The following is a 22,207-nucleotide window of genomic DNA, read 5'->3' on the forward strand; positions in this document are numbered from 1 at the left end:
CGCGGGCCCCCAACTAGCCCGCCTCGTCACGCCGTTCCACATGCCTTCGCTGGGCGAAGTGCGCGACGGCCATCTCACGGAACCGCCCGGCGGCCGTGGAGAGGTAGCTGTCCTCGCGGCGGACCAGGCTCAGGGTCCGTACGCAGTCGGGGGCATCCAGCCTCAGCCAGGCCAGTGGTGCCCGGTCCAGATCGGGACGGGCGAGCGAGGGCATCAGGCCGATGCCGAGGCCGGCACCGATCAGATGGTGGGTGGCGCCGGGCTCGTCGCCCTCGCAGGAGATGACCGGGCGGCGCCCGATCCCCGCGAACAGCCGGTCCAGCAAGGTGCGTTGCCAGTGGCCGGGCCGGGTGGTGATGAACGGTTCCTCCGCGATGTCGGTCACCGCGAGCCGTCCCCGCCCGGCCAGCGGATGCCCGGCCGGCACACAGAGCAGCACCTCTTCGCGCAGCAGCCGCACCGCACCGAGCCCGGGCCCGGCCAGCGGCTGCGAGGCCACACAGAAGTCCACCTCCCGCGCGCGGAGTCGCTCCAGCATCACCTCCGGTGTGGCCTGGAGGCAGCGGACGGTCACCCCGGGGTGCGCGGCCCGGAATCCGGCCAGCAGCTCGGTGAGCGGCAGCAGCGTCTCCGCGGCGACGGCGACGCTGCCGTCATCGAGTCCGGCGGCGTCGGCGACCTCCCGGCGGGCGTCGTCGAGTTCGTCCAGCGCACGCTCGACGCGGGTCAGGAACGCGGCGCCGTAGCGGTTGAGCCGGATGGCCCGTCCCTGCCGGTCGAACAGCGGCACACCGAGCTCGGCCTCCAGGCGGGCGACCGTACGGCTCACCGAGGGCTGGGCCACCCGTAGTTCCTCGGCGGCCCGGCTGATGTGCTCACGGCGCGCGACCACCCGGAAGTAGCGCAGGGACAGCAGATCCATCGGCTTCTCGGGCCTCCCGCTCGGACGTCGGCGACCCGGGAATCGTCACATACCTGCTCAGCCGCGCAGCGACACCGTCGCCCACACCGTCTTCCCCATGGGGTCCGGCGGCGTCCACCCCCAGGCTTCGCTCAGCCGGTCGACGATGTGCAGCCCGCGCCCGGACTCGGCCAGCGGGTCCTGGGGCCGGACGACGGGGGCGCTGGTACCGGCATCGGAGACCGCGCACAGCACGGCGCTTTCCTGCCGGGTCAGCGCGAGCCACGCGGGGCAGAAGCGCTCGTCGTCGGCGGGGCCGTCCTGGGCGTCCGGGACGGCGGGGGCGCCACCCCGCTCGGCGCGACGGGTGCCGTAGCGCAGCGCATTGCTGACGAGTTCGGAGACGACCAGCGCCGCGTCCTCGGTGACCCCGGCACACAGCCGCCAGTTCGTCAGGGTCGCCCTGGTGAACTTCCGGGCCTCCGCGACGGTGTGCGCGGAGCTGCTGAGCGCGCAGGCGGCGAAGCCGTCGGGGCCGGGCATCCACCAGGTCTCCTCACACGGTTCCTCCCGGAGGGCGTCGTGCACGGTCTCTGCCGGATGTGCGGTCATCACCATCTCCGCAAGGGACTTCGGGTCTGGGCCGGACTGCCTCGGAGAGCTAATATCCTCGTCGGCCGTCCGCTGATGCAAGTGCATCTGCAATTACATCGGCAAGTACGGCCGCACAGGGGCCCGTTCACGCCAACGTGATCGCGGGCCCGGGATCGGTCGGAGGACTCTCCTCCAGCAAGGGAGCAGCTGTTATGGAGCCGGTGACCAACGGCATGCAGGCGACCAGCATCGAGGGCGCCGTCTGGCGCAAGAGCCGTCGTAGCAACCCCAGCGGCAACTGCGTTGAGCTGGCCGTCCTTTCGGACGGCGGGGTGGCGGTGCGCAACTCCCGATTCGCCTCGGGGCCGGCGTTGATCTACACCCGTGACGAGATGGCGGCCTTCGTCCAGGGCGCCAAGGACGGCGACTTCGACGACCTCGTCGCCCGCGACTGAGAAAACCGGAGGCATATGCCGCCGCGATTGGCGCATATGTCGTCCGTATAGTCGCCGCGCCTGTACGAGGACTCGCGGCGATGGGACACTGGGCGTTCGCCCGACCACTCAGGGGAGTCAGCATGCCTGCCGCGCAGCCGAGCAGCGAACCGTCCCTGCGCCGCTATCTGGAGCACCCGCGGGGCGGCCCGACCGTTCTGCGCATCGTGCTGGGCACACAGCTGCGCCGGTTGCGGGAAGCGGCAGGCATCACCCGCGAGGCCGCCGGGGACGCGATCCGCGGCTCCCATGCGAAGATCAGCCGCCTGGAGCTCGGCCGGGTGAGCTGCAAGGAGCGGGACGTCGCCGACCTGCTGACGCTCTACAACGTCACGGACGACGCGGTCCGCTCCGACTTCCTCAAACTCGCCGGCCGCACCAGCAGCCCCGGCTGGTGGCACCAGTACGGCGATGTACTGCCCGCATGGTTCGAGACGCACCTCGGTCTCGAAGAGGCCGCCTCGGTGATCCGCACCTACGAAGTCCAGTTCGTCCCCGGGCTGTTGCAGACGGCGGACTACGCCCGCGCGGTGGCGCAGCTCGGCCATCCGCGGTCCACGCCCGACGAGATCGAGCGACGGGTCCAGCTGCGCATCCACCGCCAGGAGCTGCTGACCACCCCGGACGCGCCGCGGGTGTGGGCCGTGATCGACGAGGCGTCGCTGCGCCGTCCGCTGGGCGGCCGAGAGGTGATGGCGGGGCAGCTCAGACATCTGCTGAAACTCTCCGAGCTGCCCAATGTCACCCTGCAGATCGCCCCGTTCAGCCTCGGCGGTCTGGCGGCGGCCGGTGGTCCGATCACGATCCTGCGGTTCCTGGAGCCGGACCTGCCGGACATCGTCTACCTGGAGCAGCTGACCAGCGCGCTCTATCTGGACAAGCGCGATGACGTCGATCACTACCTCGCCGTGATGGACCGGCTCAGCGCGCAGTCGGAGTCACCGCGCGAGTCTCTGGCGATGCTGGAGCGGCTCCTCAAGGAGAACTGAGGCCCCGCGCCTACGACTTGCGGGCGACGCCCCCGTACTCGATCCACTCCAGGGTGAGCTGTTTGGGGCCGATGTCCGCGTCCGGCTTCCAGGTGGAGACCTCCACCAGCCCCGGCTCCAGCACCTCCAGCCCCTCCAGGAAGCCGGCCAGCTCGTGCGCCTGCCGCACGCGTCCCCACTGCCCGTGCGTCTGGACCCGCATGAACTCGGTGACGAAGTCACGCGTCGCGGCGTCCTCGCTCACCAGCTGACACACCACCAGGAAGCTGCCGGGCGCCAGCCGGTCGGCGACCCGCTTGATCAGTCCGGCCGGGTCGTCGGAGTCCGGGATGCAGTGCAGTACGGAGACGAACAACGCGGCGACCGGCTGGTCGAAGTCGATCAGCCGCTCCACCTCGGGGCTGCCGAAGATGCCGTCGGTGTCCCGCATGTCCGCCTGGATGACGGCGGTGTGGGCGTTCTCCTCCAGCAGCGCCCGCCCATGCGCCAGCACGATCGGGTCGTTGTCGACGTACACCACACGCGACTGCGGATCGACCCGCTGCGCGACCTGATGGACGTTGTCCTGCGTCGGCAGGCCTGATCCGTGGTCGATGAACTGCCGGATGCCGTGCTCGGTGGCCAGCCAGCGGACCACCCTCTGCAGAAAGCGCCGGTTGTTGATCGCCAGCACCTGTGTGCTCGGCACCACCTTGCTGAGCTCTTCGCAGGCCTCGCGGTCGACGGCGTAGTTGTCCTTGCCGCCCAGGTAGTAGTCGTACATCCGCGCAACGCTCGGGATGGTGACATCGACGGCGCTGGACTGCGGTTGGGTTTCCTGGCTCATTCCACACTTTCCCGTCGCTTCGACAGCCATCGGCCATGCCGCCGCACGAAGCCGCTCCGTGTCGGAACGACCACGCGGCGCAGCGTCCAACATACCCACCGAGTGGCGGATGTTGCAGACGAGCGACGAGGGAATCACCGGGACGGGCCGGCCGCGCGCAGGCCCGCCCTCCGTCCAACTCGCGTGGGAGAGCGAGCCGTTGGCCAGGAGGCGGTGGCCGGCCACCCGGAACGCCATACGCCCGGGGTGATCCGCAGGGAAGGCGCTATGGCTCATCGGACAGGCGCTGGATCCGCCGGTAGACCGAACGCAGCAGCTGGTCCTTGGCCGGTCCGGTGACCCGCCACTCCAGGTGCCACTCGTCCTGTGCGACGGCGGTGAAGGTCCCCGCGTAGCGGTCCTGGGAGCAGGGGTGGACGGCGGTCCACCGTCCGGTCCTCAGGTCGAGGTCGTGGAAGGGCCGGCCGTCGGCGAAGTCGATCTCGGCGGTGCCGTCGGGGCGGGGCCGCAGGCGCAGGGTGCGGCTCGCCGGGGACGTCGTACCGCCCCACGTCAGCAACCCCTCCTCGCTGTGCAGCAGCCCCTCCCCCGCCGACGGCTCCCCGGCCGCGTCCGGCCGGAACCCGGCGGTCCCGCGGAAGCGTCCCTCGGCGCCGGCCCGCAGGTCGCACACGGTGCGCTCGATGCTCCAGCGGCCGGCGAGGTAGGCGGCGACATCGGCGACCGGGTACGGGTCCGCCTCCGGCGCGCGGCCCGCCCCCGCCTCCGTCACCCGCTCCTGCGACGACATCCCCGACATGGCCCCTCTTTCCTTCCCTCTCCTCACCCGGCATTCTCCCGCCCGCTCCCACCGGCATTCTCCCGCCCCACCGTCACCCCATCGGCCCCACCCGCGCGGCACTCCCGCGTCCCCCGGCCCCTCGTACCGTGCGGAGCCGCAGCGCCCGCCTTACGCTCGGTGCAGTGATCGTCACCGAGGGCCGGTGGCCGTGCCGTCAGCCAGGCGCCGCGCCTGCTCGCTGCCGCCTCGTACGAGCCCGGAGACCGGAGGCACCCCCATGCCGGAGCTGTTCATCGGCGGTCAGTGGACCGCAGCGGCCAACGGGCAGGTGCGGGAGATCCGCTGCCCGGCGGACGGCACGATGGTCGCGACCGTCGACGAGGGCGGCCCGAAGGACGCCGCGGCGGCGATCACCGCGGCCCGGCTGGCCTTCGACGACGGGCCCTGGCCGCGGACCCCGGCGGCCGAGCGCGGCCGGCTGGTGCTGCGCGTCGCCGAGCTGCTGGAGCGCGACAAGGACGCGCTGGCCCGGGCGGAGTCCCTGGACACCGGCAAGCGGCTGGTCGAGAGCGCCTACGACATGGACGACATCGCCAACTGCTTCCGCTACTTCGGCAACCTGGGCGCGGCCGGCGGTACCGACCGGGTGGTGGACACCGGTATCGCGGAGACCGACAGCACGGTGCGGCACGAGCCGGTCGGCGTCTGCGCGCTGATCACCCCGTGGAACTATCCGCTGCTGCAGACAGCCTGGAAGGTCGCGCCCGCCCTCGTCACCGGCAACACGTTCATCCTGAAGCCCAGCGAGCTGACCCCGCACACCGCCATCCACCTGATGCGGCTGCTGGCCGAGGCCGGGCTGCCGGCCGGCGCCGCCAACCTGGTGCTGGGCACCGGCCCGGAGGTGGGCGCGCCGCTGACCGAGGACCCGCGGGTGGACATGGTGTCGTTCACCGGCGGTCTGGTCACCGGCCGGCGGATCATGGCCGCGGCCGCGCCCACGGTGAAGAAGATCGCCCTGGAGCTGGGCGGAAAGAACCCGAACATCGTCTTCGCGGACGCCGACTTCGACACCGCGGTCGACTACGCGCTGACGGCGGTCTTCCTGCACTCCGGGCAGGTCTGCTCGGCCGGCGCCCGCCTCCTGGTCCAGGAAGAGCTGCACGACGAGTTCGTCGACGAGCTGGTCTCCCGCGCCCAGCGGATCCGGCTCGGCGGGCCGTTCGACGAGCATGCCCGTACCGGACCGCTGATCTCCGCCGCGCACCGCGCGAAGGTCGAGGCGTATGTGGCGGCCGGGCTCGACGAGGGTGCCGTACTGCTCTGCGGCGGCTCGGCGCCCGACGACCCGTCGCTGGCGAACGGCTTCTACTACCTGCCGACCGTGCTGGACGAGTGCACCCCGGACATGTCCGTGGTGCGCGACGAGTCGTTCGGTCCGGTGCTGACCGTCGAGCGGTTCCGGGACGAGGACGAGGCGGTCTCGCTCGCCAATGACACGGTGTACGGGCTGGCCGGGGCGGTGTGGACGCAGGACGCCGAGCGCGCCCACCGGGTGGCGGCCCGGATGCGCGCGGGAACGGTGTGGATCAATGACTTCCATCCGTACGTGCCGCAGGCGGAGTGGGGCGGGATGAAGCAGTCGGGCGTCGGGCGTGAGCTGGGGCCCGCGGGGCTGTCGGAGTACCAGGAGGCCAAGCACGTCTGGCGCAATACCGCGCCACGGCCGCAGAGGTGGTTCGAGTGACGGATCCCGGAGCCTCCCACCCCGGCGGCGGGGAAGACCACGCGCACGACGACGCCTCGCTCGCCGAACTCGGCTACAAGCCCGAACTCAAACGCACCCTCGGCAACTTCCACACCTTCGCCGCCGGCATCAGCTACATCTCGATCCTCACCGGCACCTTCCAGCTGTTCTACTTCGGTGTCGCGCACGGCGGCCCGGCGTACTGGTGGTCCTGGCCGATGGTCTTCCTCGGGCAGCTGATGGTGGCGCTGTGCTTCTGCGAGCTGGCCGCCCGCTACCCGGTGGCCGGCTCGATCTACAACTGGGCCAAGAAGCTCGGCGGCCCGCACATCGGCTGGCTCGGCGGCTGGATGATGCTGACCGCGACCATGGTCTCGCTGTCCGCGGTGGCGCTGGCGTACCAGGTGACGCTGCCGCAGATCTCCTCGTGGTTCCAGTTCATCGGTGACGGCACCGGGCAGTCGGCGGCCGCCAACGCGGTGGTGCTCGGCACCGTCCTCGTCACCTTCACCACCCTGGTCAACGCCTTCGGCGTCAAGCTGATGGCGCGGATCAACTCGGCCGGCGTGGCCATCGAGCTGATCGCCGCGATCGTCCTGGTCGTGCTGCTCGCCGCCCACATCACCCGCGGCCCGGACGCCGTCACCGACACCTTCGGCCTGGGCAAGGGCGAGAACCTCGGCTACCTGGGCGCGTTTCTGACCGCGTCGCTGGCCTCCGCGTATGTCATGTACGGATTCGACACGGCCTCGTCGCTCGGCGAGGAGTCCAAGGACCCCGGCCGCAACGCACCCCGGGCGATCCTGCGCGCGCTGATCGCGTCCTTCCTCATCGGCGGGCTGATCCTGCTCTTCGCCCTGCTCTCGGTGCCCGACCTGCACGACGAGCGGCTGTCCGTGGACGGTCTGCAGTACGTCGTGCTCGCCACCCTCGGCTCGACGGTGGGGCAGGTCGTGCTCTGGTGCGTGGTCATCGCGATCACCGTCTGCGAGCTGGCGGTGCACACCGCGGGCATCCGGCTGGCGTTCGCGATGGCCCGGGACAACAACCTGCCGGCCGCCTCGCTGCTCGCCAAGGTCAGCCCGCGCTTCCAGACGCCGGTGCTGCCCGCCGTCGTCATCGGGCTGGTGGCGATCGGCATCCTGCTCATCAACGTCAATCAGCCGCAGATCTTCTCGGTGATCACCAGCATCGCGATCATCATGATCTATCTGGCGTATCTGTCGGTCACCCTGCCGATGCTCATCCAGCGGCTGCGCGGCAACTGGACCCCGCTCGAAGGAAAGTTCTCGCTCGGCAGACTCGGCCTCCCGGTGAACATCCTCGCCGTCCTGTGGGGCCTGGGAATGTCCCTCAACCTCGCCTGGCCGCGCGCCGCGGTCTACAACGCGACCGGCCCCCAGCACTGGTATCTGCGCTGGGGAGCGTTCCTGTTCATCGGCATCGTGGCAGTCGGCGGCTTCGCCTACTACTGGTTCGTCCAGCGCAAGCGGACGGGCGTCCTGGCCATGCACGCCGCCGTCCGCCCCGACGACGACACCCCGGGCGGCCCGGGGTCCCCCACCACCTGACTGGAGACGGCGCGATGCCCCAAGAGACCCCCGTGGACGAGTTCGACTATGTCGTGGTCGGCGGCGGCACGGCCGGCGCCGTCGTGGCGGCCCGGCTCAGCGAGGACCCCTCGGTCACCGTCTGCCTCCTGGAGGCGGGCCCCTCCGACGTCGGCGACGACAACGTGCTGCGCCTGGACCGCTGGATGGGCCTCCTGGAGTCCGGCTACGACTGGGACTACCCCGTCGAGCCCCAGGAGAACGGCAACAGCTTCATGCGGCACGCCCGCGCCAAGGTCCTCGGCGGCTGCTCCTCCCACAACTCCTGCATCGCCTTCTGGGCCCCCGCCGAGGATCTCGACGAGTGGGCCGCCAGGGGCTGTACGGGCTGGAGCTCGGACGACTGCTTCCCGCTCTACCAGCGCCTGGAGTCCAACGACGCCCCGGGCGACCACCACGGCCGCTCGGGCCCGGTCACCCTGCGCACCATCCCGCCCGACGACCCGTGCGGGGTGGCCCTCCTCGAGGCCTGCGCGGCGGCCGGCATCCCCACCACCCCGTTCAACACCGGCAAGACCGTCATCCGCGGCGCGCACTGGTTCCAGATCAACTGCCGCCCGGACGGCACCCGTTCCTCCGCGTCGGTATCCTATCTCCACCCCGTCATGCACACCCGGAGCAACCTCGACGTACGCACCGGCCTCCAGGCCAAGCGCCTCAACTTCGACTCCTCCCGGCGCTGCACCGGGGTGGACTACCTCTCCCCCGACCTGTTCCACAGCCGTACCGTCAACGCCCGCCGCGAGGTCATCGTCTCCTGCGGCGCGATCGACTCGCCGAAGCTGCTGATGCTCTCCGGCATCGGCCCGGCCGACCACCTCCGCGAGGTCGGCATCGAACCGCTCGTCGACTCCCCGGGCGTCGGCTCCCACCTCCAGGACCACCCCGAGGGCGTGATCATGTGGGAGGCCAGACAGCCCATGGTCACCTCGTCCACCCAGTGGTGGGAGATCGGCATCTTCGCCGACACCGAGCCCGGCCTGGACCGCCCGGACCTGATGTTCCACTACGGCTCCGTGCCCTTCGACATGAACACCTACCGCCGCGGCTACCCGACCTCGGAGAACGCCTTCTGCCTCACCCCGAACGTCACCCGCGCCCGCTCCCGCGGCACCGTCCGCCTGCGCACCCGCGACTTCCGCGACAAGCCCCAGGTCGACCCGCGCTACTTCACCCATGAGCACGACGTACGGGTCATGACCCACGGCCTCCGCCTCGCCCGCGAGATCATCTCCCAGCCCCCGATGACCGACTGGGCGGGCACCGAACTCGCCCCCGGCCCCTCCGCCACCTCCGACGCCGACCTGCTCGCCTACATCCGCGACACCCACAACACCGTCTACCACCCGGCCTGCACGGTCCAGATGGGCGCCGCCGGCGACCCCACCACCCCGCTCGACCCGCAACTCCGCGTCGAGGGCGTCACGGGCCTGCGGGTGGCCGACGGCTCGGTGATGCCGTTCCTGACGACGGTGAACCCCTGCATCACGACCATGATGATCGGCGAGAAGTGCGCAGACATGATCCGGACGCCCTGACCGCGGGACGCACAGGCGGGATCACGGCACAACAAAGACCTACGAGGTGGGCTCCCTTCGCCGGCATTGTCCGGATCAGGTGCTTGGGGGTCGCCGTCCGGTCTCACGACCTTTCAGCCTCTCAGCCCGACTTTCCTTCACATCCTCGGCGAGAGCCAGAGCTCCCTTCCCCGAGGCCAGTCCGGTCGAACTCCCTCGCTCGCCCCGTAGGCCGGTCTTCAGGATACTCCCGAACAAAGGGAATGGAACAGTCAAATCGGGCAAGTTCTCAGATTTACCCGACGGGGGCGGTGAGGGGCGCCCGCACGCCTCCGCACCGCCACCCAAAACGAAGAAAACCCCTGATCAACAGGGGTTTTCGCTGGTGCTCGAGGTCCGAGTTGAACCATACGCACATGCCGGTGATGCGGGGAAAGCTGCGGTTGCCGTAGGCGTAGCGCCTCCGACCAGCGGCGTGACTCGTTACGGCTTCGATGCCACCCCGCCCCTGCACTCCGCTGCCCGGCCGCCCCCTGCGAGGCGGACTCCAGCCGGCAAAGGGCTGGAAATCACCGCGTCATACGAAGCTCTTGTGGGGAGATACGAGCGATCGTCAACTTAGAGTAACCAGGGGGTCACGTGGGGTGGAAACGGGCGTTCGATGACGCGATGGGCGAGCTGCGGGAGGCCCGCAGACAGCTGGAGCGCCTCGACGATCCGACGGTCGGGCTGTCCGCACTGCACGGGGAGATCACGCAGAGCCGTCTGAAGATCCAGGAGGCCGTCCAGGCGGGCGTCACCGGGCTGCGCGAGGAGAACCGCGAAGTACGCCGGCGCCAGGACCGGATGATCAACGACCTGAACGATACCCGGGGCGAGCTCCGGCAGCTTTTGGACCTCGCCGAGGTCCTTCGTGTAGCCGCTCTGGACCGGGTCGAGGGTCCGGAGCGGAGCGATGGGTCGCCGGAGCCTCCAGAAGGCGCCCGTCATGAGCCGTCCGCGGATTCCGGGGCGCCGGCAGACCACGGGCCTGAGCCCGTCCTCGCCGTCACCGCACCGCACCAGCACACCGAGCCCGGCAGCAACCAGCAGGGGGAGAGCATGGACAACACCCAGCGGCAGTCGCGGCCCGAGGCCGGGAGCGACGACCAGGATCTCGCCCTCAAGAGCGCGATCGAGGCCGCCTACCACAGCACAGACGTCCCCACGCCGGCCGCGCCCGCCGCGCCGCAGGCCTCCGGGAACCGACCCGAGGATGCGAGGGTCGCCCACGGCGTCCTGCTGCTGAAGGCCGCTGGTGTCGCCTCCGCCGAGCTCATCGCGCACCGGGACACCTGGGAGTGGCTCGCCGCCCTGGCCGTCGACCACGGCCACTTCCGGACCCCGCCCGCGGTGGCGGACATCAAGGAGGGCCGCGTACAGACCGTCCTGTCCGGACGCTCTCTCATCGCCCTGCTGATCGAGCTGTGGAAAACCCGCTCCACCGCCACCCCGCTGGAGGCCGATTGGGCGCTGGCGACGACCGCCTACCAGCGCATCGCGGCCGAACTCGCCGATGTCGCCGGCCAGGGTGAGACCATCCGCATCGTCCTGGACGACGGCCTCACCCACAGCGCCGACGACTGACCGCAACAAAGGTTCAAAATGAATTAAATGCGTGAAGGCCGCCGGGGCGCTCCGGACGGCCTTCATGTGCTCGCGATCTTGGCCTCCGCTGGTCGGCCGGCGGGTGCGGTCGACGCGGTTTGCCGGGCAGCGCAGCGTGGTGCGCGCATGGGGAAGCGGTGGCGAGGTGGTGGGCTTCAGCGGGCTTCCCATCTGAGCACACGCGCGCGAGCGCATCAACCGACCCGCACCACAGCGGAGTTGCATCGGCCTCGGTCACCCTGCCCGTAGCGCGTCGCCGCGCCGCTCGGCGGTTGAGGGCAGCCGACAGGTCGAACAGGCGGCGGGAACTGCTGCAGGACCGTCGCGCCCCGCACGGCCTCTGCCCCCTCGGTGCGGTGGTGGTCCGGAGCCGGCACCGCGCTGCCCTCCTCTCCCCACCCGAGGAGCGTCCCGAACTCCGGCAACGAGGCTGGCGACCAGGGGACAGGGGGCCCAGCCGAGCCCGTCTACCGACCCGACGCCGACGCCTCCGCCCTCTCGGGCACCGGCGCGGATATCACCGACGTCTTCGACTACCTCCCCCGCGACCTGATGAAAGCTGACGCCCACGAACACCGCGGCGTCCTCCGCCAGATCGGCCCCGCCTACCAGTTCCGCCACATAGACCCGCAACGCGCCTCGTCCACCCCCTCCCAGACCTGGGCGTTGACTCGAACCCCCAACCCCCAACCCCGAACCCATGCCCAGTCACAAGCCTGGCACTGCCCCAACTCGTCACGCGAACGTAGGACTGATGAACTGGACCGCGCCGAAACTGTCTTCGACACCGCGCGGGTCTACGGGTTCGGGTTCGGCATCGGGTTTCTACGCTGGATCGTTGGCGACACCAAAGACTTCCCCACTCACCCGGCACCAGCGTCGTGGGTCCCGAGGGTCAGCAGGAAGGCGGAACCGGCTGCCCAATGATCACGACACCCAGACGCGCGCTCCCGGATGAACAGCGCCTGAAGCCCGTCCGCGTCAACGGCGTCACCAGCCCGCAGTGGCTGATCGCCGAATGGCCCGAGGTGATCGTGAGCGTCCTGGTACTGGTAGACAAAGCGGCGGCCTGGCCGGGTACGGTCCCGCATGCGGCTCATAGTGCACTTGAGGAGCCGTTCGCCCCGCTGGAATAGTCCGATCATCTAGCACGTGTTTTACGGGGGGCGTGTTTCGCATGGGTGTTGTGCTGCCGGGCTGGGCGGATGAACTGCTCGACCTGATCGGTGTCTCGTGGCCGAACGTGGACGAGGATGACTACCGCGAAATGGCCAATGCCATGCGGGAGTTCGCCGACGACATCGACGAAGGCGCGAACGAGGCCCACACCGCGATCCAGAGCCTGGTCGGGTCGGCAGGCGGTTCCCTGGCCGTTGAGGCGCTGAACGCCCACTGGGGGAAGATCAACGGCCAGCATCTCAAGGGCCTGGCCGACTGCGGCCGCATGGCAGGCACTGCGATGGACGGCGTCGCGATCCTCATCGAGGGCGCCAAGATCGCTGCGCTCGTCCAACTCGGCATCCTCGCGGCCGAGGTCATCGCCGCCCAGGCGGCGGCCCCGTTCACTCTGGGACTTTCCGAGGTCGGCGCGCTCGGTGCCACCCAGGCGACCCGAATGATCGTCAAACGCCTCTTCAAAGAGGTATGCCAACAGGTCGTCGAGCAGGTCATCAGCATCGCGCTCACACCCGTCGAGGAAGCCCTCGCCGCGATGGTCGGCGACCTCGTCGTCCAGCTCGGCGCCAACGCCCTCGGCGTGCAGGACGGAGTGGACCTCGGGCACGCGGCCAAGGCCGGCAAGGACGGGTTCAATCAGGGCGTCAAGGACGCCAAGGACTCCGCCAAATCAGCCGCCGATAACCCCATGGAACTCCTCAGCGCTGGTGGCCGCCGCGGAGGCGGGGGCGGGCTCGGCGGAGGCGGCTCCCACGGTGGCGGTGGGGGCAGCAGTTCCGGCGGCGGTGACGGGTTCAGCTTCGACAAGGACGAGCACGACCGCGCTGTGACCAGCCTGGAGAGCGCCGGCGGCACCTTCCGCAACAAGGCCGGTGGCAAGATCAGCCGCGCCAAGAGCCACCACGGCCGAACCCGCGGCAAGGACTTCATCGCCGACGCGGCGAACACCATGCTCGACAAGGTCATCGAAGGCATCGAGAACGCCGTCAAGAAGACCGCCAAGCACCTCGACGACAACATGACCCGCGGCATCAAGCAGATGGCCAAGAACCACCACGAGAACGACAAGGGCCTCGCCGACCACTTCAAAAGCCTTGGGAAGGATGGAAAGGGCGATCCCAAGCCCCCTATTCGGGGTGGCTCAGGCCCGGGTGGCAGCGGCGACGGCAAGTCACCGAACGCGAAGGGCCCCCAGTCCAAGGGACCCTCGAAGAGCGAGGCCGCCAAGCAGGCGGATGCCGACCATGCCAACGACAAGACCCGTAAGGATGAGGGCAAATGCACCGACGGCACGGACCCGGTCGACCTCGCCACGGGCAAGGTGTTCCTGACCCAAACCGACATCGCACTGCCCGGCGCCCTGCCGCTGGTCTTCACCCGTAAATACGAGTCATCGACCCGCATCGGACGCCACATTGGACCATCGTGGTCCTCCACCATCGACCAGCGCCTGGAGATCGACAGCGACGAGGTCGTCTTCGTGACCGAGGCCGGGATGCTGCTGCGCTACGCCATCCCGGAGACCGGCGAGCGGGCACTGCCGAAAAACGGCCCGCGCTGGCCCCTGACGCGCACCGATCAGGGCGACTGGGCCGTCGACGACCCCGACACAGGTCAGACCCGCTACTTCACTGACGCCCTGCACGCTCCTGGCATCGCCCTGCCTGATGAGATCACGGACCGCAACGGACACCGGATCACCTTCGACTACGCAGACGAGACCGGCATCCCGTACGCGATCCGCCACAGCGCCGGCTACGAGCTCAAGCTGACCTGCGACGAGCAGGGACGACTGACCGCCGTGCACCTGGCCGGCGCGGCCGAGGACGGCTCCGACCAGCTGATCCGGTCATACGGGCACGACGAGGCCGGAAACCTGACCAGCGTCACCACCTTCACCGGCGCGGTGATCCGGTTCGAGTACGACACCGAACACCGGATAACCGCCTGGGTCGACTCCAACAACTCCCGCTACGAATACACCTACGACGACCGCCACCGCTGCATCACCCAGTCCGGCGCCGAGGGCCACCTGGCCAACCGGTTCACCTACGGCGAAGTCGACCCCGAGACCGGGCACCGCACCACCACCCACACCAACGGCGAAGGCTTCCCCACCCGGTACCTCGTCAACGACCGCCTCCAGGTCATCGCGATCACAGACCCGCTCGGCAACACCACCCGCACCACCTACGACCCGCACGACCGGCCCGTCCAGACCACCGACCCCCTCGGCAACACCACACACCTCACCTACGACGAGGACGGGCACCTGGTTTCCATCCTCCGCCCGGATGGGACCAGCACCACCGCCACGTACTCTGACCTGGGGCTGCCACGGGAGGTCACCGGCCCTGATGGCCGGACGTTCCGTCAGGAGTACGACGCCAAGGGAAACCGTACTTCCATCACAGACCCGGCCGGCCAGACCACCCGCTTCACCCATGACGGACGCGGCCACCTCACCTCGGTTACCGACCCGCTGGGAAACACCACCCGAATCGAGTGCGACGAAGCCGGTCTCCCGCTCACGATCACCGACCCTCTCCGCGCCGTCACCCATTTCCGCCGCGACCGATTTGGCCGCACCACCTCCGTGATCGACGCCCTCGGCAACACCACCCGGTACACGTGGACACCCGACGGGCACCTTGCCACCCGCCTGAATCCGGACGGCACTGAGGAATCCTGGGCTTACGACGGTGAGGGCAACTGCACTGCCCACACCGACCCGCTGGGCCAGGTCACCACCTTCGAGTACGGCCACTTCGACCGGCTCAAGGCGCGCACCGACCCGGACGGGGCACGCCACGAGTTCGTGCACGACACCGAACTCAAGCTCATGAAGGTCACCAACCCGCAGGGCCTGACCTGGCGATATGAGTACGACGAGGCCGGGCGTCTGATCGCCGAGACGGACTTCGACAACCGCACTCAGAGCTATGCGCACGATGCGGCCGGGAGACTGACCTCCCGCACCACCCCGCTGGGCCACACCACCCGTTTCCAGCACGATGCGCTCGGCCGGATCGTCACCAAAGACGTCGACGGCCAGCTCACCACCTTCGCCTACGACGACGCGGGCCGTCCGGCCCGGATCACTGGACCGGACAGCGAACTCGCTTACAGCCGGGATGAGGTCGGCCGGGTCGTCGCCGAGACGGTGAACGGCCGCACCACCACCTTCACCTACGACGTCCTGGGCCGTCGAATATCCCGCACCACCCCCACCGGCGCGGTCAGCACCTGGACCTACGACGTGGCGGGGCGGCGCACCAGACTCGATGCCTCCGGCCGCACCCTGGCCTTCGCCCACGACGCAGTCGGCCAGGAACTCTCCCGCACCATCGGCGACATCACCTTCACCCACGCCTACGACGCCCTCGGCCGCCTCACCGACCAACACGTCACCTCGGCCGCCGAAACCCTCCAGCACCGCGCCTACACCTACCGCGCCGACGGCTACCTCACCGGCATCGACGACCACCTCAATGGTCCGCGTCGCTTCGAACTCGACACCATCGGCCGGGTCACCACCGTCTCGGCCCACAACTGGACCGAGACCTACGCCTACGACACCGCCGGAAACCAAACCCACGCCACCTGGCCCGACCGCCACCCCGCCCCCGAAGCCCGCGGCGATCGCACCTACGCCGGGACCCGCCTCAACCGCGCCGGCACCGTCCGCTACGAATACGACGCCGCCGGCCGCACCACCCTCCGTCAGAAGACCCGACTGTCGCGCAAGCCCGACACCTGGCGCTACACCTGGGATGCCGAGAACCGGCTAACGGCCTGCACAACCCCCGACGGTACGACCTGGCGCTACACCTATGACCCCCTCGGCCGCCGCACTGCCAAACTACGCCTGACCGACGACGGCCAGAACGTCACTGAGCAGGTGAACTTCACCTGGGATGGCGCCAGGCTGTGCGAGCAGACCAGCATCATCCACGGCCACTCCACACAAACGACCATCACCTGGGACCACAAGGGACACACCCCTCTCGCCCAGTACGAACGCAAACACCTCTCCCAGGACGAAGTCGACGCCCGCTTCTTCGCCATCGCCACCGACCTCACCGGTATGCCGACGGAGCTCATCAGCGAGGACGGCGACGTCGCGTGGCAAGCCCGCCCCACCACCTGGGGTTCCACCGCCTGGAACCACAACGCCACCGCGTACACGCCCCTGCGCTACCCCGGGCAGTACGCCGACCCCGAGACGGAACTGCACTACAACTTCTTCCGGCATTACGACCCGGAAACCGGGCGGTACGCCAGCCCGGACCCACTCGGGCTCAGACCGGCTCCCAACCCGATCAGCTATGTGCTGAACCCCTCACGCTGGCGGGATCCCCTTGGCCTGTTCGGCTGCGAAGACGATGACGAATTCTCAAGCCACCATGAACCAGCGCGTGATCTTGCCCGGTACACTGAAGGACAGAGTACTCGCGATCCGAGTTCGCAGTGGTATCACGAGTACCTGAGTAACGATGAGCTTGTGGCTTCATTCAACAATGCTGGACTAGGGGATGGGTTCTTTGTTTCACCGGGAGGGCAAGTACTCGGTGGGCACCACCGATGGGATGAGCTCATGACCAGGGTGGGCGATGGCCGTATCGATCCCGAAACTCCCATCCGTGTCGACGTTCTTGGCGGGGATTAGCACCTATGTCAGTCGTCCGGTCTTCAGACCCTGATTTTCGCGTGTGCCAGGTCCACTTCGCAGCTCTGCTCGAACTGCAGTCGCGGGCAGAGAGGGAAGGATGGGCAACGCGGTGGTCCTCTGAGAAATCTCTGCGTGGACAGGTGAAGGAGAATACCGTATTTCTCTGCACCATATTGCGGGAGGAGCGAAATGGCGAAGTTCACGCGTACCGATGCCTCGTGCTCTTCCCGGCGGCGAAGGGGGACGCCGCAGGAGGCGTGACCACAATCGACATCGCCCCAGAGGCGCTCGCATCAATGGAAAGAATTGATCGAGATCCGCAGACTCGAAAGGCGCTTGCGAAAATGTTCTCCATCGCCTCGGGTGGCATCTCCATGGTTTCAAAGGACTAAGAGGTTGTCTCACGTGGCACGTTTCGCGAGCTTCTTGTAGCAGGTCAGGGCGGCGGCCATGGCCAGGCCTCGGCTCTGCCAGTCGTCGCGGACCACGTACGGGATCTTGAGGCCATGAGCAGCCCATGGCAGGCTCATGCTGCACGATCGATGAATTCGCGAAAGACAACCTGCACGGGAGACTGCGGCGGGACCGCAAGGCACCGTCGAGGCCAGGTACTTCGGCGAGGTCTTCGACCGCCCTTCCCCGGAACCGCTGCCCCGGTGGCAGGACTACAACGGCAGCGATCCGTGGGCGACCGAGGACGAGACCCGCGATCAGATCGTCGGGTTCTACCGGCGCACGTGGGAACACTCGGACGCGTCCGCTACAGCACCGAACCGCTCACCCTTGGCGGAACCGAAATCCCCGCAGGCGTGCCCGTACTCATCGCCCCGCGAGCCGCCAACCGTGACCCTGCTCGCTTCACCGAGCCCGATGAACTCGACCTCGACCGGGACGCCAACGCCCACCTGGCCTTCGGCCACGGCATCCACCGGTGCCTGGGGGCGCCGCTCGCCCGAGCCGAAGCGGAGATCGCACTCCGAGCGATCATCGAGCGCTTCCCCGGCATCCTCCTCGCCGCCAACGGCGAAGACCTGGAATGGCGACAAACACGCCTGATGCGCGGAATCAAAGCCCTACCGGTCGCTCTGTAGCCAGGCCCGTGTCGGCGCTGCCTGAAAACCCCCACACCCGAGCTTGGGAGAAACCCCAGGTCAGCGCACTGCTCCGTCAAGAGCCCACACACTCATTTCGACCACCCATCCGACTTCCTCACGCAAAAAGCCTGGTCAGTGCACTTTTTGCGTGAGTGTCCGAGGGGGACTTGGACCAACACCCCACGGATCAGGCCACAGACGGCGACGCTGGACGTCGGGCCGACGTAAGTGGCCGCAGTTCGGTCAGCGCATCCCCGGCACTCTGCGTGGCAGCCGTGCGTCGCACGTTCAGTCAGCTTCCACTCGCCGTCTTGGTCGCACCTCCGTGCTTCGTCACGCGCGGGCGGCATCGGACGCGTACTGCGCCGTGGGTGAACGCGGGATCTGTGGCTTCACTCGCCCACACATAGGCCTCGCCGGGCTGGAGTTGGGCCAGTTGCTCCGGACGAAGGCCGATGAAAGCGGTGTTCGCCTTCTGAAGGTGCTTCAGCCAGGCCGGGGACGTGAACTTGTGCAGGATCACGTGGTCGGACAGCTCGATCAGTGAGATCGGCACGGAGGGCGGGTCCTGACTGGCGACCAGAATGCTCACGCCCTTGTGCCGCATCTCGCGTACCGTCTCGACGAGTCCGGCCACGAGGTCCGGGCTGTCGATGTACTTATGCGCCTCGTCAAATACGACCAGTTTGTTGAAGTGTTCGCCATCGGTGGGCGCGCATGATGCGGGTCAGCTGGCGGATGTAGGTGGACTGGTTACCCACTGCCCCCACGAGGAATCGCCAGTGGGCTGCCTGGAGTTCGCTGGATGCGAAGGCCAGGGGCTGCACTTCGATGCCGGGGAACTCCTGCCGCCGGTCTTCGACCTGATCAATGGGTGTCAGGAGCAGCACATCTTCGAGTGCTCGGGGATCTGCCCCATAGCGTTCCTTGAGCGACAGCCCAGCCCGAGACCCTCACCACAGACCAGATCACGCACATGGTCTCCGCGCTCGGCTCGATGACCGACCGACTCCTCGCCGCCCCGTCCGAACGCAAGCGCCCCCTGTACGAGAGCTTCGGGCTCGCACTGACCCTTGACATGCCAAAGAGGGTCATGACCGTAGAGTCACAACCCTCTCAAACATGTACATATGAAACGTGTCCGAGGGGGGACTTGAACCCCCACGCCCGATAAAGGGCACTAGCACCTCAAGCTAGCGCGTCTGCCATTCCGCCACCCGGACTAGGTGTGATCTTCGCGGGGCGTTCCCCGCGGCGACATGGATAACAATACCAAGGTTTCGGAGCGCCCTTCACCTGCGTATCCACACAGGGCATAGCCACCACTTATGGGCAATGTCGGACAAATCCCCCATCTTGTTGGACGTGCAGGCCAGGGGGGCAGGTCGGCCCGTCCCGGGCGTCCCCGACGGGCCTGCCCCGCGCCGGTTACGGCATCAGGTGGTAGTCCGGGAAGTTGCCCGGCAGGCGCTCGGCGGGCGGGCCCTCGGTCACCGCCCGGACGAGGAGCTCACCGCCGACGAAGGCGCCGCTCCAGGAGTTGCCGAAGCCACCGAAGAGCTCGTCGCGGTCGCCGCGGGAGCGGGGCTTGCCGTGGCCCACCTTGAAGGCGCGGATCTGCGGGGCGAGGCGGTCGTAGGTGTCCTTGTCGTCGCAGGAGAGGCTGGCGACCAGGGCGCCGTTGCTGGCGTTCATGGCGGCGAGCAGCTCGGCCTCGGTGTCGACGAGGACGACGGTGTCGACGGGGCCGAAGGGCTCGGCGTGGTGGAGCGGCGAGGAGGGGGGCGGGGCCAGGAGGGTGGTCGGGGGGAGGTAGGCGGAGGTGTCCTGGCCGGGGAGGAAGTGGCCGTCGGCGAGGGTGCCGCGGTGCAGGGGGACGGCGCCCCGGGAGATGGCCTCCGTGGTGAGGTCGGCGAGTTCCTTGACCTTGGCCGCGTTGATCAGGGGGCCGAAGTCGAGTTCCGGGAGGGGGTCGGCGGGGTCGGCGACGGCCAGGGGGTGGCCGAAGCGGACGCTGCGTACGGCCGGCAGGTAGGCGGCGAGGAAGTCGGCGAAGGCGTCGCGCTGGACGACGAAGCGGGGGTAGGCGGTGCAGCGCTGCTTGGCGTAATCGAAGGTCTTGCGCAGCAGCGGGGTCAGCGCCGGCCAGTCGGAGTAGTTCCAGATGCCCCACGTGTTGAGGCCCTCTTGTTCGAGGATGTGGCGTTTGCCGAGGTCGGCGACGGCGGTGGCGACCCGGGCGCCGGTGTCGCGGCCGCCGACGAAGGAGACACAGCCGATCTCGGGTGAGCGGACGAGGGCGGGCGAGAGTTCGCTGCCGCTGCCGCTGACGAGGGTGGCCGGGACGCCCTCCCGCGCGGCCAGGGCGCAGGCGAGGGTGAGACAGACCAGGCCGCCGTCGGTGGGCGTCTTGGCGATCACGGCGTTGCCGGCCAGCGCCTGCACCAGCATCGCGTGGATGAGCACCGACATCGGGTAGTTCCAGCTGGCGATGTTGCTGACCGGGCCGGGCAGCGGCGTACGGCCGGCGAGCATCCGGTCGATCTCGCAGACGTACCAGCGGACGCCGTCGATGGCGCGGTCGACGTCCGCCTGGGCGAGCTTCCAGGGCTTGCCGATCTCCCAGACCAGGAGCAGGGCCAGCAGTTCGCGGTGTTCGGTGAGGGCGTCGAGGGCGGCGGAGACCCGGGCTCTGCGCTCGGCGAGGGGCAGCTGACGCCAGGCGCGGTGCTGGTCGAGGGAGGCGCGTACGGCCTGCCGCGCGGTGTCCGCGTCGAGGCGGGGCGGCCCCGCGATGGGGGTGCCGTCGACCGGGCTGGTGGCGGGCAGCGGATCGCCGTCCGGGTGCCAGGTGGCGGCCCAGAGATTGAGGGCCTGATCGTCGCGGAACGCCTCGGGGGCGGTCGCCAGGCTGCGCCGCCAGGCGTCCTGCCAGGACGTACCGGGCTTGAGGGTGAGGGTCGGGGTGGTGTCGCGCGTGGGTGCCATCGATCGTCTCCGCTCTCGGTGCACGGCGAGTGTCACTCCTCGCGGGCGAAGCAGCCACCGGGGCGCCGGCCGCTCGGCCGGCTCCCCACGTCGCCGGCCGGCCCACCGTGGTGCTTCCGCGCCGTTGCGCCCGCGGCGGGCTGGTTTCCGCTGCGGGGGGCTGTTCGGGTGCCGGTGACGGGCCTACGCGGGTGGGGCGCTCAGCCTGCCCCCGTGCGGCGAGGCGGAGTCGGGCAGCGTGCTCGGCGTGGGTGTTCCGTACCGCGCAATCGGCGTGGGTTCGGGGCCACTTGTGTGGTGCGCACTGACGACGCCACGCAGCAGGCACTGCATAGGATAGGAGGTGGAGAGAGGGTTCGAGAGGAGTCGAGAGGAGTCGGAGATGAGCGGCTACAGGGAAGTCGCGGCGCGCATTCGTCGTGACGTCGAGGCCGGCGTCTGGCCGACCGACCGGCCGATCCCCGGTATCGACAGGCTCAAAGACCGCTACGAAGTGGCTCGCCAGACGGCCAATCGCGCCGTTCAGCACCTGGTCGCAGAGGGGGTGCTCTTCAGCGAAGGCCGACGCGGGACCTTCATCCGCCCGCCGGCCCCGGCGCCGATGGTCGCCGGTGTGCGCACGGTCCATCGCGACGAGACCGGCTACCACTTCGACCGCGGCGCGCAGGACTGGCGCGGCGTCGGCACCCCGACCCAGGAGGTGGGCGTGCCGCCGGCCGACGTGGCGGAGCTGCTCGGCGTCGGCAAGGGCGACCACGTCATGATCCGGGACCGGGCCGTGGGCCCGCCGGACACGGCGCACCCCCTCCAGCTCGCCACCTCGTACCTGCCCATGTCCCTCGTGGGGAAGCTCCCGGTCCTCGGCGCGGCCGACACCGGACCCGGCGGCATCTACGACCGCATCGAGGAGCATCACGACGCGCCGATCTCGTGGGAGGAGACGGTGTCGGCTCGGCCCGCGAACGATCACGAGCAGCAGCAGTTGCGTGTAGGGGCTGGGCTGCCGGTGCTCGTGGTCACGCGCGTGTCGCGCGTGGGCGATCAGGTCGTGGAGGTCAACCGGACGCGGATGCCTGCGGACCGCTTCGCCATGTCGTATCAGGTGATGCGGGACGCGACTGCACGCTGGCCGCGCGAGGCCGAGCGAAGCGAGTAGTACGCGCCCGGCCCC

General features: G+C 69.1%; 18 protein-coding genes, 1 tRNA gene and 2 pseudogenes. 12 read left to right on the forward strand and 9 right to left on the reverse strand.

Annotated elements, in window-relative coordinates; genetic code table 11:
* Positions 1–13: 13 nt before the first annotated feature.
* Positions 14–922 carry a LysR family transcriptional regulator gene (locus ACWD6P_RS26375; RefSeq protein ID WP_451446637.1) on the reverse strand — a complete coding sequence of 303 codons (909 nt, stop codon included), beginning with the start codon at positions 920–922 and terminating at the stop codon, positions 14–16.
* Between the two features lie 57 nt (positions 923–979).
* The gene (locus tag ACWD6P_RS26380) at positions 980–1,513 is read right to left on the reverse strand and encodes an ATP-binding protein (protein ID WP_451446638.1); all 534 of its coding nucleotides are present in this window, start codon (positions 1,511–1,513) and stop codon (positions 980–982) included.
* A gap of 194 nt (positions 1,514–1,707) precedes the next feature.
* Here ACWD6P_RS26380 and ACWD6P_RS26385 point away from each other — a divergent pair, with 194 nt between their 5' ends.
* Both ACWD6P_RS26385 and ACWD6P_RS26390 read left to right on the forward strand, forming a co-directional pair.
* Positions 1,708–1,950 carry a DUF397 domain-containing protein gene (locus ACWD6P_RS26385; protein ID WP_451446639.1) on the forward strand — a complete coding sequence of 81 codons (243 nt, stop codon included), beginning with the start codon at positions 1,708–1,710 and terminating at the stop codon, positions 1,948–1,950.
* 122 nt (positions 1,951–2,072) lie between these two features.
* Positions 2,073–2,978, forward strand: coding sequence for a helix-turn-helix domain-containing protein (locus ACWD6P_RS26390; protein ID WP_451446640.1), 906 nt, complete (start codon positions 2,073–2,075; stop codon positions 2,976–2,978).
* Positions 2,979–2,988: 10 nt separating this feature from the next.
* On the opposite strand, the gene ACWD6P_RS26395 is transcribed toward ACWD6P_RS26390, so the two are convergent.
* Positions 2,989–3,804: an SAM-dependent methyltransferase gene (locus ACWD6P_RS26395; RefSeq protein ID WP_451446641.1), complete on the reverse strand. Its 816-nt coding sequence runs from the start codon at positions 3,802–3,804 to the stop codon at positions 2,989–2,991.
* 265 nt (positions 3,805–4,069) lie between these two features.
* Positions 4,070–4,594, reverse strand: coding sequence for a DUF6314 family protein (locus ACWD6P_RS26400; protein ID WP_451446661.1), 525 nt, complete (start codon positions 4,592–4,594; stop codon positions 4,070–4,072).
* A 268-nt stretch (positions 4,595–4,862) separates the two neighbouring features.
* Here ACWD6P_RS26400 and ACWD6P_RS26405 point away from each other — a divergent pair, with 268 nt between their 5' ends.
* From ACWD6P_RS26405 to ACWD6P_RS26435, 7 genes are all read left to right on the forward strand, one after another.
* Positions 4,863–6,332 (forward strand): aldehyde dehydrogenase family protein, encoded by a 1,470-nt coding sequence (locus ACWD6P_RS26405; RefSeq protein WP_451446642.1) that lies wholly within the window; start codon positions 4,863–4,865, stop codon positions 6,330–6,332.
* The gene (locus tag ACWD6P_RS26410) at positions 6,329–7,903 is read left to right on the forward strand and encodes an APC family permease (protein WP_451446643.1); all 1,575 of its coding nucleotides are present in this window, start codon (positions 6,329–6,331) and stop codon (positions 7,901–7,903) included. Before ACWD6P_RS26405 ends, ACWD6P_RS26410 begins: the two co-directional genes overlap by 4 nt.
* A gap of 14 nt (positions 7,904–7,917) precedes the next feature.
* On the forward strand, positions 7,918–9,480 hold the full coding sequence (locus ACWD6P_RS26415) for a GMC family oxidoreductase (protein ID WP_451446644.1): 1,563 nt from the start codon (positions 7,918–7,920) through the stop codon (positions 9,478–9,480).
* Between the two features lie 618 nt (positions 9,481–10,098).
* Positions 10,099–11,085, forward strand: coding sequence for a hypothetical protein (locus ACWD6P_RS26420; protein WP_451446645.1), 987 nt, complete (start codon positions 10,099–10,101; stop codon positions 11,083–11,085).
* A 944-nt stretch (positions 11,086–12,029) separates the two neighbouring features.
* Positions 12,030–12,242: a hypothetical protein gene (locus ACWD6P_RS26425; RefSeq protein WP_451446646.1), complete on the forward strand. Its 213-nt coding sequence runs from the start codon at positions 12,030–12,032 to the stop codon at positions 12,240–12,242.
* 41 nt (positions 12,243–12,283) lie between these two features.
* Positions 12,284–16,951: a DUF6531 domain-containing protein gene (locus tag ACWD6P_RS26430; RefSeq protein WP_451446647.1), complete on the forward strand. Its 4,668-nt coding sequence runs from the start codon at positions 12,284–12,286 to the stop codon at positions 16,949–16,951.
* A 260-nt stretch (positions 16,952–17,211) separates the two neighbouring features.
* Positions 17,212–17,346 carry a hypothetical protein gene (locus ACWD6P_RS26435; protein WP_451446648.1) on the forward strand — a complete coding sequence of 45 codons (135 nt, stop codon included), beginning with the start codon at positions 17,212–17,214 and terminating at the stop codon, positions 17,344–17,346.
* A gap of 9 nt (positions 17,347–17,355) precedes the next feature.
* On the opposite strand, the gene ACWD6P_RS26440 is transcribed toward ACWD6P_RS26435, so the two are convergent.
* On the reverse strand, positions 17,356–17,484 hold the full coding sequence (locus ACWD6P_RS26440; protein ID WP_451446649.1) for a hypothetical protein: 129 nt from the start codon (positions 17,482–17,484) through the stop codon (positions 17,356–17,358).
* On the opposite strand from ACWD6P_RS26440, the pseudogene ACWD6P_RS26445 reads away from it, so the two are divergent.
* Together ACWD6P_RS26445 and ACWD6P_RS26450 are read left to right on the forward strand one after the other, a co-directional pair.
* Positions 17,472–17,749, forward strand: a pseudogene (locus tag ACWD6P_RS26445) (mycothiol transferase); the annotation flags it as partial. The gene ACWD6P_RS26440 and the pseudogene ACWD6P_RS26445 sit on opposite strands and share 13 nt — an antisense overlap.
* Positions 17,713–18,045 (forward strand): annotated as a pseudogene (locus ACWD6P_RS26450) (cytochrome P450); the annotation flags it as partial. The pseudogenes ACWD6P_RS26445 and ACWD6P_RS26450, both read left to right, overlap by 37 nt.
* 295 nt (positions 18,046–18,340) lie before the next feature.
* Here the strand turns inward: ACWD6P_RS26450 and ACWD6P_RS26455 are convergent.
* The 4 genes from ACWD6P_RS26455 to ACWD6P_RS26470 all read right to left on the reverse strand — a co-directional run bounded on the left by ACWD6P_RS26455 (position 18,341) and on the right by ACWD6P_RS26470 (position 21,036).
* A complete protein-coding gene (locus ACWD6P_RS26455) occupies positions 18,341–18,685 on the reverse strand; it encodes a hypothetical protein (RefSeq protein ID WP_451446650.1) in 345 nt (114 codons plus the stop codon).
* A 34-nt stretch (positions 18,686–18,719) separates the two neighbouring features.
* Entirely contained in the window at positions 18,720–18,938 is a 219-nt protein-coding gene (locus ACWD6P_RS26460; protein ID WP_451446651.1) for a hypothetical protein, read from the reverse strand.
* A 248-nt stretch (positions 18,939–19,186) separates the two neighbouring features.
* Positions 19,187–19,271 (reverse strand) — tRNA-Leu (locus ACWD6P_RS26465).
* A gap of 205 nt (positions 19,272–19,476) precedes the next feature.
* Entirely contained in the window at positions 19,477–21,036 is a 1,560-nt protein-coding gene (locus tag ACWD6P_RS26470; protein ID WP_451446652.1) for an aldehyde dehydrogenase family protein, read from the reverse strand.
* 382 nt (positions 21,037–21,418) lie between these two features.
* Between ACWD6P_RS26470 and ACWD6P_RS26475 the strand changes: the two genes are divergently transcribed.
* Entirely contained in the window at positions 21,419–22,192 is a 774-nt protein-coding gene (locus tag ACWD6P_RS26475; RefSeq protein ID WP_451446653.1) for a GntR family transcriptional regulator, read from the forward strand.
* Positions 22,193–22,207 lie beyond the last annotated feature (15 nt).

It is taken from the genome of Streptomyces sp. NPDC002446, from assembly GCF_053595675.1.

Excerpts from the sequence above, each read along its gene's own strand:
- ACWD6P_RS26375 (WP_451446637.1), bottom strand. The coding sequence starts at position 922 with ATGGATCTGCTGTCCCTGCGCTACTTCCGGGTGGTCGCGCGCCGTGAG.
- ACWD6P_RS26415 (WP_451446644.1), top strand. The coding sequence starts at position 7,918 with ATGCCCCAAGAGACCCCCGTGGACGAGTTCGACTATGTCGTGGTCGGC.
- ACWD6P_RS26385 (WP_451446639.1), top strand. The coding sequence starts at position 1,708 with ATGGAGCCGGTGACCAACGGCATGCAGGCGACCAGCATCGAGGGCGCC.
- ACWD6P_RS26405 (WP_451446642.1), top strand. The coding sequence starts at position 4,863 with ATGCCGGAGCTGTTCATCGGCGGTCAGTGGACCGCAGCGGCCAACGGG.
- ACWD6P_RS26390 (WP_451446640.1), top strand. The coding sequence starts at position 2,073 with ATGCCTGCCGCGCAGCCGAGCAGCGAACCGTCCCTGCGCCGCTATCTG.
- ACWD6P_RS26470 (WP_451446652.1), bottom strand. The coding sequence starts at position 21,036 with ATGGCACCCACGCGCGACACCACCCCGACCCTCACCCTCAAGCCCGGT.
- ACWD6P_RS26440 (WP_451446649.1), bottom strand. The coding sequence starts at position 17,484 with ATGAGCCTGCCATGGGCTGCTCATGGCCTCAAGATCCCGTACGTGGTC.
- ACWD6P_RS26380 (WP_451446638.1), bottom strand. The coding sequence starts at position 1,513 with ATGACCGCACATCCGGCAGAGACCGTGCACGACGCCCTCCGGGAGGAA.
- ACWD6P_RS26430 (WP_451446647.1), top strand. The coding sequence starts at position 12,284 with ATGGGTGTTGTGCTGCCGGGCTGGGCGGATGAACTGCTCGACCTGATC.
- ACWD6P_RS26400 (WP_451446661.1), bottom strand. The coding sequence starts at position 4,594 with ATGTCGTCGCAGGAGCGGGTGACGGAGGCGGGGGCGGGCCGCGCGCCG.
- ACWD6P_RS26425 (WP_451446646.1), top strand. The coding sequence starts at position 12,030 with ATGATCACGACACCCAGACGCGCGCTCCCGGATGAACAGCGCCTGAAG.
- ACWD6P_RS26395 (WP_451446641.1), bottom strand. The coding sequence starts at position 3,804 with ATGAGCCAGGAAACCCAACCGCAGTCCAGCGCCGTCGATGTCACCATC.
- ACWD6P_RS26475 (WP_451446653.1), top strand. The coding sequence starts at position 21,419 with ATGAGCGGCTACAGGGAAGTCGCGGCGCGCATTCGTCGTGACGTCGAG.